The 15,056-nt window shown below is 34.1% G+C and carries 17 protein-coding genes and 1 pseudogene; 13 read left to right on the forward strand and 5 right to left on the reverse strand.

Features of this window, described 5'->3' with window-relative positions; translation table 11 throughout:
- The first annotated feature begins 111 nt into the window (after positions 1–111).
- From J3U23_RS10835 to J3U23_RS10865, 7 genes and pseudogenes are all read left to right on the forward strand, one after another.
- Positions 112–678: a pseudouridine synthase gene (locus J3U23_RS10835; protein WP_267331078.1), complete on the forward strand. Its 567-nt coding sequence runs from the start codon at positions 112–114 to the stop codon at positions 676–678.
- A 153-nt stretch (positions 679–831) separates the two neighbouring features.
- A pseudogene (gene ftsY, locus J3U23_RS10840) lies at positions 832–1,755 on the forward strand (signal recognition particle-docking protein FtsY); the annotation flags it as partial.
- Between the two features lie 9 nt (positions 1,756–1,764).
- Positions 1,765–2,424 (forward strand): cell division ATP-binding protein FtsE, encoded by a 660-nt coding sequence (gene ftsE / locus J3U23_RS10845; RefSeq protein ID WP_065563843.1) that lies wholly within the window; start codon positions 1,765–1,767, stop codon positions 2,422–2,424.
- Complete coding sequence (gene ftsX, locus J3U23_RS10850; RefSeq protein WP_267337744.1) at positions 2,424–3,392, forward strand: permease-like cell division protein FtsX; 969 nt, start codon at positions 2,424–2,426, stop codon at positions 3,390–3,392. Before ftsE ends, ftsX begins: the two co-directional genes overlap by 1 nt.
- 163 nt (positions 3,393–3,555) lie before the next feature.
- Positions 3,556–4,416: an RNA polymerase sigma factor RpoH gene (rpoH, locus tag J3U23_RS10855; RefSeq protein WP_065733540.1), complete on the forward strand. Its 861-nt coding sequence runs from the start codon at positions 3,556–3,558 to the stop codon at positions 4,414–4,416.
- Positions 4,417–4,584: 168 nt separating this feature from the next.
- Positions 4,585–5,166, forward strand: a complete 582-nt coding sequence (locus J3U23_RS10860) for a DUF2975 domain-containing protein (protein ID WP_267337746.1) — start codon at positions 4,585–4,587, stop codon at positions 5,164–5,166.
- 75 nt (positions 5,167–5,241) lie between these two features.
- Positions 5,242–5,451, forward strand: a complete 210-nt coding sequence (locus J3U23_RS10865) for a helix-turn-helix domain-containing protein (RefSeq protein ID WP_065733542.1) — start codon at positions 5,242–5,244, stop codon at positions 5,449–5,451.
- Positions 5,452–5,455: 4 nt separating this feature from the next.
- On the opposite strand, the gene J3U23_RS10870 is transcribed toward J3U23_RS10865, so the two are convergent.
- On the reverse strand, positions 5,456–6,145 hold the full coding sequence (locus tag J3U23_RS10870; protein ID WP_267339233.1) for an aspartate/glutamate racemase family protein: 690 nt from the start codon (positions 6,143–6,145) through the stop codon (positions 5,456–5,458).
- Positions 6,146–6,349: 204 nt separating this feature from the next.
- On the opposite strand from J3U23_RS10870, the gene J3U23_RS10875 reads away from it, so the two are divergent.
- The 3 genes from J3U23_RS10875 to cobB are packed head-to-tail and all read left to right on the forward strand — an operon-like array spanning position 6,350 to position 8,723.
- A complete protein-coding gene (locus J3U23_RS10875; protein WP_267339234.1) occupies positions 6,350–7,189 on the forward strand; it encodes a VanW family protein in 840 nt (279 codons plus the stop codon).
- A complete protein-coding gene (locus tag J3U23_RS10880; protein ID WP_065563838.1) occupies positions 7,173–7,985 on the forward strand; it encodes a hypothetical protein in 813 nt (270 codons plus the stop codon). The genes J3U23_RS10875 and J3U23_RS10880 overlap by 17 nt, the downstream gene beginning before the upstream one ends.
- A gap of 45 nt (positions 7,986–8,030) precedes the next feature.
- Positions 8,031–8,723, forward strand: a complete 693-nt coding sequence (cobB, locus tag J3U23_RS10885; protein WP_267339235.1) for a Sir2 family NAD+-dependent deacetylase — start codon at positions 8,031–8,033, stop codon at positions 8,721–8,723.
- Here the strand turns inward: cobB and mtgA are convergent.
- Positions 8,720–9,412: a monofunctional biosynthetic peptidoglycan transglycosylase gene (mtgA, locus tag J3U23_RS10890; RefSeq protein WP_267339236.1), complete on the reverse strand. Its 693-nt coding sequence runs from the start codon at positions 9,410–9,412 to the stop codon at positions 8,720–8,722. The two genes, cobB and mtgA, sit on opposite strands and share 4 nt — an antisense overlap.
- 44 nt (positions 9,413–9,456) lie before the next feature.
- Entirely contained in the window at positions 9,457–9,951 is a 495-nt protein-coding gene (gene mobB / locus J3U23_RS10895; RefSeq protein ID WP_065563835.1) for a molybdopterin-guanine dinucleotide biosynthesis protein B, read from the reverse strand.
- Between the two features lie 62 nt (positions 9,952–10,013).
- On the opposite strand from mobB, the gene J3U23_RS10900 reads away from it, so the two are divergent.
- Complete coding sequence (locus J3U23_RS10900; RefSeq protein WP_065563834.1) at positions 10,014–11,045, forward strand: threonine aldolase family protein; 1,032 nt, start codon at positions 10,014–10,016, stop codon at positions 11,043–11,045.
- A 116-nt stretch (positions 11,046–11,161) separates the two neighbouring features.
- Here J3U23_RS10900 and mobA read toward each other — a convergent pair whose 3' ends face one another.
- Positions 11,162–11,755, reverse strand: a complete 594-nt coding sequence (gene mobA / locus J3U23_RS10905) for a molybdenum cofactor guanylyltransferase MobA (protein ID WP_267339237.1) — start codon at positions 11,753–11,755, stop codon at positions 11,162–11,164.
- 229 nt (positions 11,756–11,984) lie between these two features.
- Here mobA and J3U23_RS10910 point away from each other — a divergent pair, with 229 nt between their 5' ends.
- Both J3U23_RS10910 and J3U23_RS10915 read left to right on the forward strand, forming a co-directional pair.
- Entirely contained in the window at positions 11,985–12,254 is a 270-nt protein-coding gene (locus J3U23_RS10910) for a YihD family protein (protein WP_065563832.1), read from the forward strand.
- 14 nt (positions 12,255–12,268) lie between these two features.
- Positions 12,269–13,012, forward strand: coding sequence for a DsbA family protein (locus J3U23_RS10915; RefSeq protein WP_065563831.1), 744 nt, complete (start codon positions 12,269–12,271; stop codon positions 13,010–13,012).
- Between the two features lie 76 nt (positions 13,013–13,088).
- On the opposite strand, the gene J3U23_RS10920 is transcribed toward J3U23_RS10915, so the two are convergent.
- Positions 13,089–15,056 (reverse strand): MacB family efflux pump subunit, encoded by a 1,968-nt coding sequence (locus J3U23_RS10920; protein ID WP_065563830.1) that lies wholly within the window; start codon positions 15,054–15,056, stop codon positions 13,089–13,091.

Here is a 15,056-nt window from a genome sequence, read left to right on the forward strand (position 1 = left end):
ATTACCCATGTGAGAGTAGGGTGCCGCCAGACTTTTAAATTAGAGCGAAAGCCCAGCAGCAATGCTGGGCTTTTTTGCATTCTAAGGTTATTTAATTCTTCTGAGGATAGAATGAGTTCATTAATCGCTTTTAATAAACCATTTAATGTCGTGACACAGTTTTCTGCTCATGAAAAATATCAGACATTAAAAGATTATATATCCATGCCTAGATTTTATCCTGCTGGTCGTTTAGATACTGATAGTGAAGGATTATTATTACTGACCAATGATGGTAAATTGCAGTCTAAAATTAGTTCTCCAAAATTTAAATTACCTAAAACCTATTGGGTACAAGTTGAAGGGTTAATTGATAAGCAAGCGATTGATAAATTAATCAGCGGTGTACAATTGAAGGAATTTCATACCGCACCTGCAATCGTGGATTTTTTAGAAGAGCCTATTAATTTGTGGCAACGAGTCCCACCTATTCGAGAACGCAAAACAATTCCCACTTCATGGATAAGTGTTACTATAACAGAAGGAAAAAATCGACAAGTTAGAAGAATGTGTGCCGCCGTTGGATTTCCTTGCTTACGTTTAATTCGAGTTCAGATTGGCAAGTATAATTTATTTACTCACAACCTACCCCAAGGCGAATGGCGATCTATTACTCTCAACGATCTTTATATTAAATAATTAAATTTAATTCACGATCCTTAAAAGATTCAAGGATCAAATAGATCAATAATATGATTCTCTTTGATCGAATACGTTGGGCTTTATAATAAAATAAGATAAAATGATCATTGATATTGATCATGGGATAAGTTATTTATGATTGAACAAAAAAAAGAAGGTTTTTTTTCTCGTTTAAAAAAAGGTCTTTTTAAAACTAAACAAAATATAGGATCTGGTTTTCTTAGCTTATTTAAAGGAAAAAAGATCGATGATCAACTGTTTGAAGAATTAGAAGAGCAATTGATCATTGCTGATGTTGGTTTCGATACCACACAAAAATTAATAAGCACATTAACACAACAAGCTTCAAGAAAAGAATTAAAAGATGCTGATGCATTACATGATCTATTAAAAAATGAAATGAAATCTATTTTAGATGGTGCTCAACAACCTCTAAATATAGAAAGTCATAAACCTTTTGTTATATTGATGGTTGGTGTAAACGGTGTTGGAAAAACGACGACAATTGGCAAATTAGCTCGTCAATTTCAACAACAAGGTAAATCAGTTATGCTTGCAGCTGGCGATACTTTTCGCGCTGCTGCTGTTGAACAATTACAGGTTTGGGGTGAACGTAATAATATCCCAGTAATCGCACAACACATTAATGCTGATTCTGCATCGGTAATTTTTGATGCCATTCAAGCTGCAAAAGCGAAAAATATTGATGTATTAATTGCTGATACTGCAGGACGTTTGCAAAATAAATCACATCTGATGGATGAATTAAAAAAGATTGTACGAGTAATTAAAAAACAAGATGAAACTGCTCCTCACGAAATCATGTTAACAATAGATGCAGGAACAGGCCAAAATGCTATTAGTCAAACTAAATTATTTAATGAAGCTGTTGGTGTAACAGGGATGACATTGACTAAATTAGATGGTACTGCAAAAGGTGGTATTATATTCAGCATTGCTGATCAGTTTAATATTCCAATCCGTTATATCGGTGTCGGTGAAAAAATAGAAGACCTAAGACCATTTGTAGCTGATGATTTTATTAACGCACTGTTTGATGAAGCAGAAGAATAGAGATAAATCATGATTCGATTTGAACGTGTTAGTAAAGTTTATTCTGGTGGAAAGCCAGCTTTGCAAAATATAACATTTACTTTATCGCAAGGGGAAATGGCTTTCTTAACAGGCCATTCAGGTGCAGGTAAAAGCACATTAATGCGTTTGATTTGTGGTTTAGAAAAAGCGAATGATGGTAAAGTATTACTTAATGGTGTTGATGTTTCTCGTTTAAAAAAACATCAAGTGCCGTTTTTGCGTCGTACAATAGGTATGATATTTCAAGATCACCAATTATTATTAGATCATACTGTTTATGAGAATGTGGCTTTTCCATTAATCATTTTAGGAAAGCCAGCCGAAGAAATTAAAAGACGAGTTTCAGCAGCATTAGATAAAGTTGGATTGATTGATAAAATGAAATTTTATCCAATACAGTTATCTGGCGGGGAGCAGCAGCGCGTAGGAATAGCTCGAGCTATTGTTAATCGCCCAACCGTATTACTTGCTGATGAACCTACTGGTAATTTAGATGATAAACTTTCAAAAGATATATTGAAATTATTTGAAGAGTTTAACCAGACTGGTGTAACTGTACTGATGGCAACGCATAACATGGGGCTTATTCGTCGAAAACACCATCGAATACTCAATTTAAATCAAGGACGTTTAGAGGTTAAAAGTTGATGATAAAGGCCAAAATTAAACCATCTAAACAAAAAAAGAATAATAGCTTTTTAGGGCGGTGGAAAAGGCAGATTGGCTATGCATGGCATAATGTATTTAACTATTTTTATCAAAATATATTTGCCTCTTTGCTGACTATTTTTGTTATTGCTATTTCAATTACTTTACCGACAATAGGCTATTTACTATTAAAAAATGCAAATCAAGCAGCAGAGCAATGGTATCCAACTCCTAACGTAACAGTTTATATAAACAAAACACTAACGCCAGAGCAAACTAATAATTTAATTGACCAATTTAAAACGATTCCTGAAGTTCAAAATGTGACTTATCTTTCTCGAGATGAAACACGCGATGAATTCAAAACTTGGTCAGGATTTGATGATGCACTTGATTTACTTGCTGACAATCCATTGCCTGCAGTTGCTATCATTTTTCCAGTTGAAGAAGCTAAGCAAACTAATAAATTACACGATCTACAAGCACGATTACGAAAAATAGATGGTGTCGATGATGTACAGCTTGATGACAGTTGGTTTACGCGATTAACGGCATTAACCAATATGGTCAAATCAATAGTATGGACGATTTCAATCTTTATGATCATTGCTGTGTCACTGGTTATTGGGAATAGCATTCGGTTAAATATATTTGCTCGCAGGCAAACGATTATGGTTATGCAATTGATTGGGGCAACGGAAGGCTTTATTTTACGACCATTTTTATATAATGGTATTTTTACTGGATTAATTAGTGCTATTTTGGCTTTGGTTCTATCGAAAGTATTTATCCTTCAAATAGATTCAACCATGTTGCATGTATCGGATGTTTTTGGAACAATAGTTAATATAAATGGTCTTTCATGGGATGAAAGCTTATTAATTATTTTATTCTCGATGATTATAGGTTGGTTTTCAGCATTTATTGCTACTAAAAAGTATTTGAATAAAATGGTTATAGCTTCATAATGGTGGATTAAATATTTGCCATTTTTACCAGATCCTACATAATAAAAATTATGATAAAAATGTGAACTAAATCACATTTTAGTGGTCTAAATTAAAAGAAAGAATTTAAATTGTTACACAAGTAAGATGTAACAAAATTAGTCTAATTTAAGGGGGGAATTAAATGAGTACTGATTTAAAAATGCAAGCAGGTGCTTTAATCCCACAAGGAAATATTGAATCATATCTTCGTATGATAAATACTTATCCGATGCTAACAGCTGAGGAAGAAAAGTCTCTAGGTGAAAGACTTTATTATCATGATGATGTTGATGCAGCAAGACAATTAATTTTGTCTCATTTACGCTTTGTTGCGCATATTGCGCGTGGATATTCTGGTTACGGTCTACCACAAGCTGATTTGATTCAAGAAGGTAACATTGGTTTAATGAAAGCGGTACGTCGTTTTAATCCAGGAATGGGAGTACGTTTAGTCTCTTTTGCGGTACACTGGATAAAAGCTGAAATTCACGAATACGTACTAAAAAACTGGCGTATTGTAAAAGTCGCAACCACTAAAGCGCAAAGAAAATTATTTTTTAATTTGAGAAAAAATAAACAACGTTTAGGTTGGTTTAATAGTGCTGAAGTTGATATGGTTGCTGATGAGCTTGGCGTAAGTCGTAAAGATGTACTAGAGATGGAATCACGAATGTCAGCGCAAGATATGTCATTTGATATTGATAGTGATGACGATGATAATTCAATTGTTGCTCCTGCGCTTTATTTAGAAGATGTTAATTCTGATTTTTCTAAATCAATTGAAAATGACAATTGGGAAAATGATGCAACTGATAAATTACATGATGCATTATCTCAATTAGACGAGCGTAGCCAAGATATTATTAAAGCGCGTTGGTTAGATGCTGATGATAGCAAATCAACATTGCAGGTTTTGGCTGATAAATATAGTGTTTCGGCTGAGCGTATACGCCAACTCGAAAAAAATGCAATGAAAAAACTACGTGTTGCTATTGAAGCATAAATAATTAGTTAATTTTTTGAAGCCTTGCCGTTAAACAGCAAGGCTTTTTTATAATTACAAATAAGTGAATAACGATAAATTATTATCGTTTTATTTTAATAAATTGTTGTTTTTTTATTTCCCTCAGCTTATACTCTATTTGGTAAATTTAACCAAAAGGAAATAAAAATGAACACAGATATAGCTAAAAATCAGACTCGCTTAAATCAATATTGTAAATTGATGTCAGTATTAATTTTGATCCCTATCTTATGTATGCTGATTGGAACGATATCGCCTTTGTTATATTACTTTTTTGATAAGAACAATATTGGGTTTGGATCTGATGGATATTCTTTTTTCATTTCCACGACAATGGATGATAGTATCGACATTTCCACAGGCCTAAACTTTTGGCAAGCTGCCTTAGCAACACTTATTGATACCGGCAGAATTGTTATTTTAATTTATGCTTTTAATCAACTACGATTAATGCTGGTTAATTTTGCGCAAGCGGACTATTTTTCCGTTAAATCAACAAAATACTGTTATAACTTTGGTAAATTTTTGGTAATTTGGGCGATAATGGGCATACTTTCAGAACCGGTAATAACGGCAATATTAAGTTACAATCAACCTGAGCGTTATTTTACGGTATCGTTTACTAGCGAAGATTTTATGACATTGCTTTTAGCAATCAGTATTATGCTAATTGGTCAGATCTTAAAAAAGGCCTGTCAGATCGCTGAAGAAAATAGACAGTTTATCTAAATATGGCATATAAATAATAACGTAGAGTACGATACAATGACGTTAACCTAGAAAACGATTTAATAGGATCTTAATGTGGCAATTATTATAAATTTAGATGTAATGCTGGCTAAACGCAAAGTTAAATCCAAAGACTTAGCAGCCGCAATCGGTATTACTGAACAAAATTTATCATTACTAAAGCAAGGTAAAGTAAAAGGATTCAGACTGGCAACCCTCGAGGCAATCTGTAAACACTTAGATTGCCAACCGGGTGATATATTAGAATATACTGATAAAGAGTAAATGATTAACTTATTGCAAGTAAGGCCGCTTGCTCGGCATGCAATAAAGCGGTATCAAAAAATGGCGTCAGGCAATCTGCCTGTTGGATTAACAAGCCAATTTCAGTGCAACCCAGTATAACGCCTTGTGCTCCTTGGTTAACAAGTTTATCAATAATATCAAGATAAGCTTGTTTAGCGCTTGGCTTAATTATGCCATGGCAGAGTTCATCATAGATAATTTGATTGATGATCATTCTATCTTGCTCATCGGGAATCAGTACTTTCAAACCTTTATTAGTCAGTTTTGATTTATAAAAGTCTTGTTCCATCGTATATTTTGTTCCTAGCAAAGCAACCGTATGAATATTGCCTTTGATTAAGTGCTGTGCCGTAACATCAGCAATATGGAGAATGGGAATATCAATGGCAGCTTGAACCTGATCTGCGACTTTATGCATCGTATTGGTACAAATCACGATAAAATCTGCCCCGGCTAATGCTAGTCTTTTCGCTGCATCAATTAAAATGAGCGCACTTTTATCCCACTCACCATTGGACTGACAATGTTCAATTTCTTGAAAGTCGACACTATATAAAAGCGTCTTGGCTGAATGTAATCCTCCTAATGATTTTCCTACCATTTGATTGATCACTTGATAATAAGTCACTGTACTTTCCCAGCTCATCCCACCGATTAAACCTATTGTTTTCATTTTATCCATTTCCTAAACGTATTAAGCGAACTGTGTGATTAAAATTATGTCGAAGAGATTAAATTTGTTAAATGTTAAGGTATTTTGGTAAATAAACCAAAGCGTCTTGTAACAATTTTTTAAACTTAAAAAACTTATATAACATAGTATATAAATCTTTTGATGCTATAATCGATATTAGTAGAATATAAGGAAAAAGCAATAATGCGAAAGCCGTTATCCAGTTATCATCCCTTACTTTATTGGTTAAGGGTAAATCAGCGTCGCTTGTTTCGTCATTTGTTTTGGTATTATTCTTCACGTCAATATAGCTTAGAACGAAGTCATGATTTACGTTTACCATATCGTTATAAAAAACATACATCCAAATTAATACGTCGATTGGGTAACAGCGATATTCAGCTTCAATACAATAAAGTCACAAACCTAAAAATTGCCGTTGATTCGTTAAATGGAATCTTAATTAAACCTGGTGAATATTTCTCGTTTTGCCGATTAGTCGGAAAACCAACTAAAAAGCGGGGATTTGTGAATGGAATGGAACTTTCATTTGGCGTAGCTCGTTCAGGTATTGGCGGTGGTATATGTCAGATCAGTAATCTAATTCATTGGTTAGCTCTCCATTCAGAACTCCAAATAGTCGAACGAGCAAATCATAGCTTTGATCCTTTTCCTGATGATGGTCGAGTGTTACCTTTTGGTTCGGGTGCCGCTATTTTTTATAATTATATTGATCTTATTATTCATAATCCTACCGATAAAACGTTTCAAATTATGCTTCATGTTGGCGATCACCAACTAGAGGGTGAGCTATTATGTGATGCAGAAAGACTATACAGCTATCATGTTTATGAAAAGCAGCATGCCTTTATTAAAAGGCAAGGTGTTATCTATAGAAAAAATGAAATCTGGAGAGACACCATGACCAAAAACAATGTCGGTGGCGCCCCGGCATGTATTTGCTCTGAAATGATGTATAAAAATAATGTAATTGTAAAATACGAAGTGAATGGAGAATTGATAACAAATGAAGAAAGCCAGTAAATATCTATTATTAATGCTAATTATGTGTTTTTCCGTTTCATGTTTTGCTGATCCCAAAGTAATTCATGTTGTTGTTGCATTATGTGATAATAAGTATCAAGGAATTGTACCCGTTCCAGCAGCAATCGGTAATGGTCAAGATCCAAAAAATAATCTTTATTGGGGCGCCGCCTATGGCTTTAAAACATTTTTTAGTAAACAAAAAGAATGGCAAGTAGTCCAAGTCAATAAACCTCAAGAGGGTAAAATATTAGAAGAGATTATCTATAAACATAAAAGCAAAGATGTTTATATTATTGCGCAAGCTTATGATGGTAAATATATTGATAATACGATTGATGATTTTATTAATTACTCAGCAGGCAAAAAACAATCAACATTTACCCTAGATAACAAAAAAATAATCGCTGGCGGTGGTAAAGCTAATTTAGTTGTTTACATTGGTCACAATGGTTTAATGGAATGGTCTTGGAGTAAATTCTTTGGTTATGAAACGAGTTGGGCGTCAAACTCAAAAGAAGAGAAAGAAAAGCAAAAATCGCGCTATGCGGCCGTTTTTGCTTGTAAAAGTCAAAAATATTTTTCCAAACCGTTATTAGCTACCGGAATTTCGCCATTGATATTAACCATGCAGTATATGGCTCCGGAAGCGTATAGTGTGCACGCTATGATTGATAGTTGGTTAAATGGTGAAAGCAAAGCAAATGTAAGATCAAAAGTAGCTAGTGCTTATAGTAAGTATCAAAACTTAAAAAAACCTGCTATGAGCATGTTTACAACCGAATATAGCCAATAGCAAATCAATTAAACCTACCTAATTAGAAAGATAAGAAGTTAAGGTATGATGAAAGAAACGAAAATTGTTATTTTAACGGGTGCGGGTATTTCTGCGGAATCTGGACTATCGACATTCCGTGCACAAGATGGATTGTGGGAAGGATATGATGTTAATGATGTTGCAACCTATGAAGGTTATAGTCGCGATCCCATTGCGGTCCATTCTTTCTATAATATGCTACGAAAAAAATTACAAAGCCCTGAGGTAAAACCAAACTTAGCGCATTTTGCTTTAGCTGAGCTTGAACATAAGCTCGGCAGTGAAAATGTATTAATTGTGACACAAAATGTTGATAATCTTCATGAGCGGGCGGGTTCTAAAAATATTATTCACATGCATGGCGAATTATTGAAAGTTCGTAATGAACAAACTGGGCAAATCATTGATTGTCATCAAGATGTGGATTATGTAAAAAATAAGCTTATTCGTCCACACATAGTATGGTTTGGTGAAATCCCATTAGAGATGAATAAAATTTACCATGCGCTTTCACAAGCTGACTATTTTATTTCGATTGGTACATCGGGCAATGTTTACCCGGCAGCGGGTTTTGTAGAGGTTGCTAATCAATCGGGGGCAAAAACTGTTGAGCTCAATTTAGAGCCGAGTTTGGGGGAAAGTTTATTTCAAACCAAAATTTACGGCCCTGCAAGTAAAATTGTGCCTGAATTTATAAAAACATTAAGCGTTAATTAATTAAGTTTCTTCAAATATTTTTTCGTATCTAAATTTTCCATTTGGCCTAGGATCCATTTTGCTTTTTTTTGTGTAAGGATATTAGGATTAACTGGACTCCATTTTCTAGGATTAGGTAAAATTGCAGCCAGTAAACTAGCTTGCTCTTTGGTTAATTGCTTTGCACTGACACCAAAGTAGTGGCGTGAGGCGGCCTCAATACCAAAAATCCCTTCACCCCATTCAACGCTATTTAAATAAATCTCAAGTGTCCGTTGCTTTGACCAAATAAGCTCAATCCAAACTGTGAACCATGATTCAACACCTTTGCGGATCCAATTTCGCGATGACCATAAAAAAATATTTTTCGCAACTTGCTGAGTGATGGTACTGGCGCCACGGATTTTTCTATTATTTTTATTATAATTTAACGCACGGTTTATAGCCTTAAAATCAAATCCCCAATGATTGGCAAATTGCTGATCTTCAGCAGCTATAACGGCAATCTTAATATTATCTGAAATTTGATCCCAATCTTTCCAAATTCGTTGTTGATTAATATTCCAGTTAGCGATCTTTCTTTCGACCATCAACATGGAACCCCAAGGATTAACCCAACGCATAAGCAGAATAAGAAAAACAGAGAAAAGCATTAATCCAATTAGGACTTTCTTGGCAATGCTTATAGCTTTTCTTAGTTGAAATTTCATAGTGATAATATTAGTAAAAAAACAGTTAAGTAAAATACGATATATTAACGGCAAAATAAATAATTATTTATAAAATTCACAATTTGCTCTGGTTGATTAATATCTAATACAGGTAAAGATGTTATTAACGGCTCATCGCTAGCAACAGCAATGGTAAAATCATCAATAAATAATGGTTTTTGACATTGTTTTAGATGACACATAATTTTAGGAATTTGTTCATCTTTAAATCCCTCAATTAATATCACATCAACATCGGTAAACCGATTAATAAGCGTTTTTAGATCTGCTGGGGTATCGGGTGTTTCCTCAATCAATGCGTAACGTTTATCGCAGGCAACAATAGTTTGTAATGCCCCCGATTTGCGTAGCTCATAACTATCTTTGCCAGGGATATCTAACTCAATATCATGATGGGCATGTTTTAATGAACCTACTTTAATATTTTGCAAAACCATTAACTGAATAATCTTTTTTAGCAAAGTGGTTTTACCACATCCACTATATCCAGTAATACCAATAATTTTTTTATTATTCATAGATTCTCAACAATAACGTGCTATATTTAAACGTAAATATTATTTTATACAAGATTAATGATATGTACGATTTTTTAAATGATTATAATCAAACAGTACACCCTAAATTGTTAGAAGAATTTATCAATATCAATAATAAAAAGTTGATTGGATATGGCTTAGATGATTGTTGTAATGATGCAATCGATCAGATTAGGAAAAGATTAAAATCCCCGAATGCAGACATACATTTTATGGCTGGTGGGACAATTACCAATTTAACAACCATTTCACATATACTAAAACCATATCAGGCTGTGATTGCAGCGGAAACCGGACACATCAATGTGCATGAAACGGGTGCAATTGAAGCCACAGGACATAAGGTTGTAACGGTGAAAACTGAAGATGGAAAATTAACACCAGAATCAATACAACCTGTTTTAGATTATCATTGTGATGAGCATATGGTCCAACCAAAGCTCATATACATTTCCAACACTACCGAATTAGGTACCCTATATACCAAACAAGAGCTAAAAAAACTGTATCAATTTTGTCAAAAAAATCATTTATATCTTTATTTAGATGGTGCGCGTTTAGCTATGGCATTAGGCGCTAAAGATAATGACATTACTTTCCCTGATTTAGCCAAATATACCGATGTATTTTATATTGGTGGCACTAAAGTTGGTGGTTTTGCTGGTGAAGCGTTGGTATTTAACAATCATACTATTAATCGCGACTTCCGTTTTAATATGAAACAAAAAGGAGCAATATTAGCTAAAAGTTGGATTATAGCTGTACAATTTAAAGCGTTAATGCAAAATAACCTTTATCTTTCATTAGGCAAACATAGCAATATGATGGCTGAAAAACTTACAAACTTATTTGAAAATGAGGGATTCACCTTTGCAGCCAAACCACAAACCAACCAGCTGTTTGTCAATTTACCGAATCAATTAGCCAAAAAAATTACTTCACGTTATGCTGTGGATAATTTAGGGCAAAGTGATCCAAACCATATTTGTTTACGTTTTTGCACTTCGTGGTCAACACAAGAAGTTGAAATAGAAAACTTTGCTCAAGAATTAAAAAAATTGCTTAAAAAATGACAGTAAGTTTTTATCTATCAAACTGTTAATAATTAAAATATAAAAAAAGTTGAGGAACGGGGTTTTTAAACAAAAAAATCAATAAGCTAACGTATAAAAAAGGCTCGATTTGTGATTTATTTATTCGCCTCAATTACCAAATTGGCACTTTCTAGCATATCAACTGTATTAATATTGATAAAACTAGTAGGCGTATCGCTAAAATCAACAGCAGTTGCATGAATCTTCTTTAAAAACAACATCAGTTTGCGATCACCGTTTTCCAAATATTTTTTTAGTTGAGTAATGACAGATTTATTGATTAATAAAATGGTTGGGTGATTATCCTTACCATCAAAAGGGAAAATAGCTTGATGAGTAGCTGAAAATTTTGTTAAACGAGCGAGCAAATCATGTGGTAAAAAAGGGGTATCACAACTAACAAATAAGTTCCAATCTGTATTGCTTCGTAATAAGCCACTATAGATTCCGGCAAGCGGCCCTAAAAATCCTGTTAAATCATCACCAAAAATAGGGTAGTTTAGCGAGCCATACTGATCATCATGCCGATTACAATTAATCATTATAAAATCGACTTGAGGTTTGATGCGATCAATTACATGTTGAAAAAGTGGTTTCCCAGCTAATAACATCAAGCCTTTATCCACACCATTCATGCGGTTACTCTGACCACCAGCTAAAATAATAGCAGTAATAGGCAGTTTTTCCATAAATTCTTTCTCTTTTACATTGCCAAAAAGCAAAATAACATTACTATATAGCAAAGTTATTTTTTAGACATAAAATATATTTGTTTATGAATCTTTTAAATGGACAATTTAAATTTAAAGCCGAGTATATACTAGAAGCTTATTAATATATAGATTGTAAGGTAAAGATTAACATAAAGGTTTATGTCATCACCTATCAACTTAGTTGAATAATTAAAAGGTAGTTATTATGAAATGTCATCGTATTGATGAGTTAATTGAGTTATTACAACCAGCTTGGGAAAATGATTCAGATCTCAATTTATTACAGCTTTTAGATAAATTGGGTAAAGAAGCTGGTTTTGATGGTAATTTAAAAGATCTTAGTGATGAAGTTTTAATTTATCATTTAAAAATGCGTAATTCAGATAAAAACGAAGCTATACCTGGATTAAAAAAAGATTATGAAGATGATTTTAAATCAGCAATATTAAAAGCTCGCGGAATTATTAAAGAATAAGGAGAATAAATTAAATGAAAAAAACGCTTATTGCTATTGGAGTATTATTAACTTCTATAACCTGTTTTGCGCAAGAAGCGCCAGCAGATAATAAAAATGATACTCAACCAGCTACAGCAAATGTTGCTGAGCAGTTAAAACCGATTGAACAAGGTGAACAATATGGTGTTTTACCATTTGAACCCTCTCCAGATAAAGAGGTTGTAGAGTTTTTCTCATTCAACTGCCCTAGCTGTTTTAAATTTGAAAGCGAATATCATGCAACAGACGCGATTGCTAAAGCTTTACCAAATGGTACTAAATTTAAACGTTATCATTTAGACAATTTTGGTCCGTTAGCTAAAGAGCTAGCTGAAGCATGGGCGGTGGCTAATGTATTAGGTATTGAAGATAAAGTGTCAGATGCACTTTATAAAGCTGTACAAACCGAGCGTAAATTAAAAACAGCTGATGATATTAAAGCTGTCTTTGCAGACTTAGGTGTTGATGCTGAACAGTTTGATAAAACCAAACAAAGTTTTTTAGTTAAAGCGTTTATGACACAACAAACTGAGGCCTATAACCAATTAAGACCTGAGTCAATTCCAACTGTTGTGGTTAATCGTAAGTTTTTTGTGAACTCACGTGGTCTTAATACTAAAAATACCACTGATTATGTCAAAGATTATGCGAGAGTTACTGCTTACTTAGTGGATTTAGATCCGCATGTTAAGGTAGAAATTGATAAAAAAACTGAAAGTGAAGAACAAAATAATTAATTTTTAAACGGTTATTAACAAATTGTCATCCCTTTGCAGTTTATTGTGCAAAGGGATTTTATTTTAATAGCGCTTTTTATTCTCTTTCTAATGCATAAATTGGATCAAGTTTTGCGGCTCGTTTTGCTGGAAAATACCCAAAAATTATGCCAATTATACTTGAACAGCTAAAGGCAGCGATAATTGAAATGATTGAAAAACGCATTGCAAATGATGTGACAAAATAATTAAAAATCCCACCGACCACAAATGATAATAAAATACCTAATGTTCCGCCGATCAAACACACTAATACCGCTTCGATTAAAAACTGTTGCAATATATCACTTGAGCGTGCTCCAACAGCCATGCGTACACCAATTTCTCGAGTTCTTTCGGTAACCGATACTAGCATGATATTCATTACCCCAATACCACCGACTAACAGTGATATAAATGCAATGGTTGAGATTAATAATGTTAACACCCAAGCCGAGGAATTAACCGTTTCACGGATACTATCTGAATTAAAGATAAAAAAGTCTTTAACACCATGCCGTTGTATCATGATTTTATTAATCGCTTGTTCAGCAACTGATAAATCAACATTATCATTAATCCGAACCGTAATACTTCTTAACGATGTTTGTCCAACCATGCGATTAATGACAGTGGTATAAGGTAACCAGATATTAAGACTCTCATTATTACCAAATCCCTGTTGTTGTTTGGTGGCAACACCAATTACTCTTACCGGCAATTGACCCACCATAAGAATTTTTCCAATTGGATTTTCATTCTTAAATAACTGTTTAACGGTATTTTCATCGATAACGGCATCTTGTGCTGATGATGCAACGCTAGCTTGGTCAAAAGCAATGCCTTGGGTGATGTTATAACCACGAACGGCAAAAAATTGCTCTCCCACACCATTTACTGTACCAGTCATCGCCAAATTTTTGACTCGAAAATAGACTGATGTTGCCAGGTTTGGGGTTGTGCTATGAACAAAATTCTGTTTCGCTAAAAAGTCAGCATCGGATGAGCGTAGGGTGGTAATTTTATCTGCATTACGATCCCCAAATCCGCTACCGGGATAAATCTCTAGCGTGCTTGTTCCTAATGAGTTTATATTCGAGAGTATTTTTTGTTTTGTGCCTTCTCCTAATGCAACCATGGAAACGACAGAGGCTATGCCAATGATGATACCAAGCATGGTTAGAAAAGTGCGTAATCGTTGAGAACGCATCGACAATATCGCCATATTAAAGGCGTCTCGAAAGCGATTGTATTTAGCTTGAAAGTTGTCTTGGGTTTTAGTGGTTTCGATCTGTTTAACTTGGCGATTATCTTTTTTTTCTTCTACCTGATAGTTAGGATTGATTGAATCTGAGATAATATTTCCGTCACTGATTTCAATAATTCGCTCTGCACTTTGGGCAATATTGCTATCATGCGTTACAATAATCACAGTATGCCCTTGTTTATGAAGTTCTCGCAAGATAGCCATAACTTCTAATCCGCTTTTACGATCAAGTGCGCCTGTTGGTTCATCTGCTAAAATAACCTGTCCGCCATTTATTAAGGCTCGAGCAATACTGACACGCTGTTGTTGACCTCCCGATAATTGACTGGGTTTATTATTAATTTTATCTTCAAGCCCTAAACGCGTTAATATTTCAATAGCTCGTTTTTTTCGTTGTTCATTAGTGATTCCTGCATAAATGGCGGGAATTTCAACGTTACCTTGTGCAGTTAAGGCGCTTAATAAATGATAGCGTTGAAAGATAAATCCAAAATGTTCTCGACGTAATTCAGCTAATTCATCGGGTGATAATTTATTGGTGGTTCGACCTCCAATTGTATAGACTCCCGAACTTGGTTTATCTAAACAACCTAAAATATTCATTAACGTCGATTTGCCTGAGCCAGATGCACCAATAATGGCAACCATTTCACCGGCATTAATCGTTAAATTGATATTTTTAAGCACTTGTATGGTTGAATCACCGGCTGGAAATTCACGAACAATATTTTCAAGTTTGATAAGTGGATTATTTGTCAT

The organism is Gilliamella sp. B3367 (assembly GCF_026536825.1).
Taxonomy (GTDB): domain Bacteria; phylum Pseudomonadota; class Gammaproteobacteria; order Enterobacterales; family Orbaceae; genus Gilliamella; species Gilliamella apicola_E.

Excerpts from the sequence above, each read along its gene's own strand:
- mobA (WP_267339237.1), bottom strand. The coding sequence starts at position 11,755 with ATGGAAAAACTGCCTATTACTGCTATTATTTTAGCTGGTGGTCAGAGT.
- J3U23_RS10875 (WP_267339234.1), top strand. The coding sequence starts at position 6,350 with ATGCGAAAGCCGTTATCCAGTTATCATCCCTTACTTTATTGGTTAAGG.
- J3U23_RS10880 (WP_065563838.1), top strand. The coding sequence starts at position 7,173 with ATGAAGAAAGCCAGTAAATATCTATTATTAATGCTAATTATGTGTTTT.
- J3U23_RS10915 (WP_065563831.1), top strand. The coding sequence starts at position 12,269 with ATGAAAAAAACGCTTATTGCTATTGGAGTATTATTAACTTCTATAACC.
- J3U23_RS10870 (WP_267339233.1), bottom strand. The coding sequence starts at position 6,145 with ATGAAAACAATAGGTTTAATCGGTGGGATGAGCTGGGAAAGTACAGTG.
- mtgA (WP_267339236.1), bottom strand. The coding sequence starts at position 9,412 with ATGAAATTTCAACTAAGAAAAGCTATAAGCATTGCCAAGAAAGTCCTA.
- ftsX (WP_267337744.1), top strand. The coding sequence starts at position 2,424 with ATGATAAAGGCCAAAATTAAACCATCTAAACAAAAAAAGAATAATAGC.
- rpoH (WP_065733540.1), top strand. The coding sequence starts at position 3,556 with ATGAGTACTGATTTAAAAATGCAAGCAGGTGCTTTAATCCCACAAGGA.
- cobB (WP_267339235.1), top strand. The coding sequence starts at position 8,031 with ATGATGAAAGAAACGAAAATTGTTATTTTAACGGGTGCGGGTATTTCT.
- ftsE (WP_065563843.1), top strand. The coding sequence starts at position 1,765 with ATGATTCGATTTGAACGTGTTAGTAAAGTTTATTCTGGTGGAAAGCCA.
- mobB (WP_065563835.1), bottom strand. The coding sequence starts at position 9,951 with ATGAATAATAAAAAAATTATTGGTATTACTGGATATAGTGGATGTGGT.
- J3U23_RS10835 (WP_267331078.1), top strand. The coding sequence starts at position 112 with ATGAGTTCATTAATCGCTTTTAATAAACCATTTAATGTCGTGACACAG.
- J3U23_RS10860 (WP_267337746.1), top strand. The coding sequence starts at position 4,585 with ATGAACACAGATATAGCTAAAAATCAGACTCGCTTAAATCAATATTGT.
- J3U23_RS10920 (WP_065563830.1), bottom strand. The coding sequence starts at position 15,056 with ATGACAAATAATCCACTTATCAAACTTGAAAATATTGTTCGTGAATTT.
- J3U23_RS10900 (WP_065563834.1), top strand. The coding sequence starts at position 10,014 with ATGTACGATTTTTTAAATGATTATAATCAAACAGTACACCCTAAATTG.
- J3U23_RS10910 (WP_065563832.1), top strand. The coding sequence starts at position 11,985 with ATGAAATGTCATCGTATTGATGAGTTAATTGAGTTATTACAACCAGCT.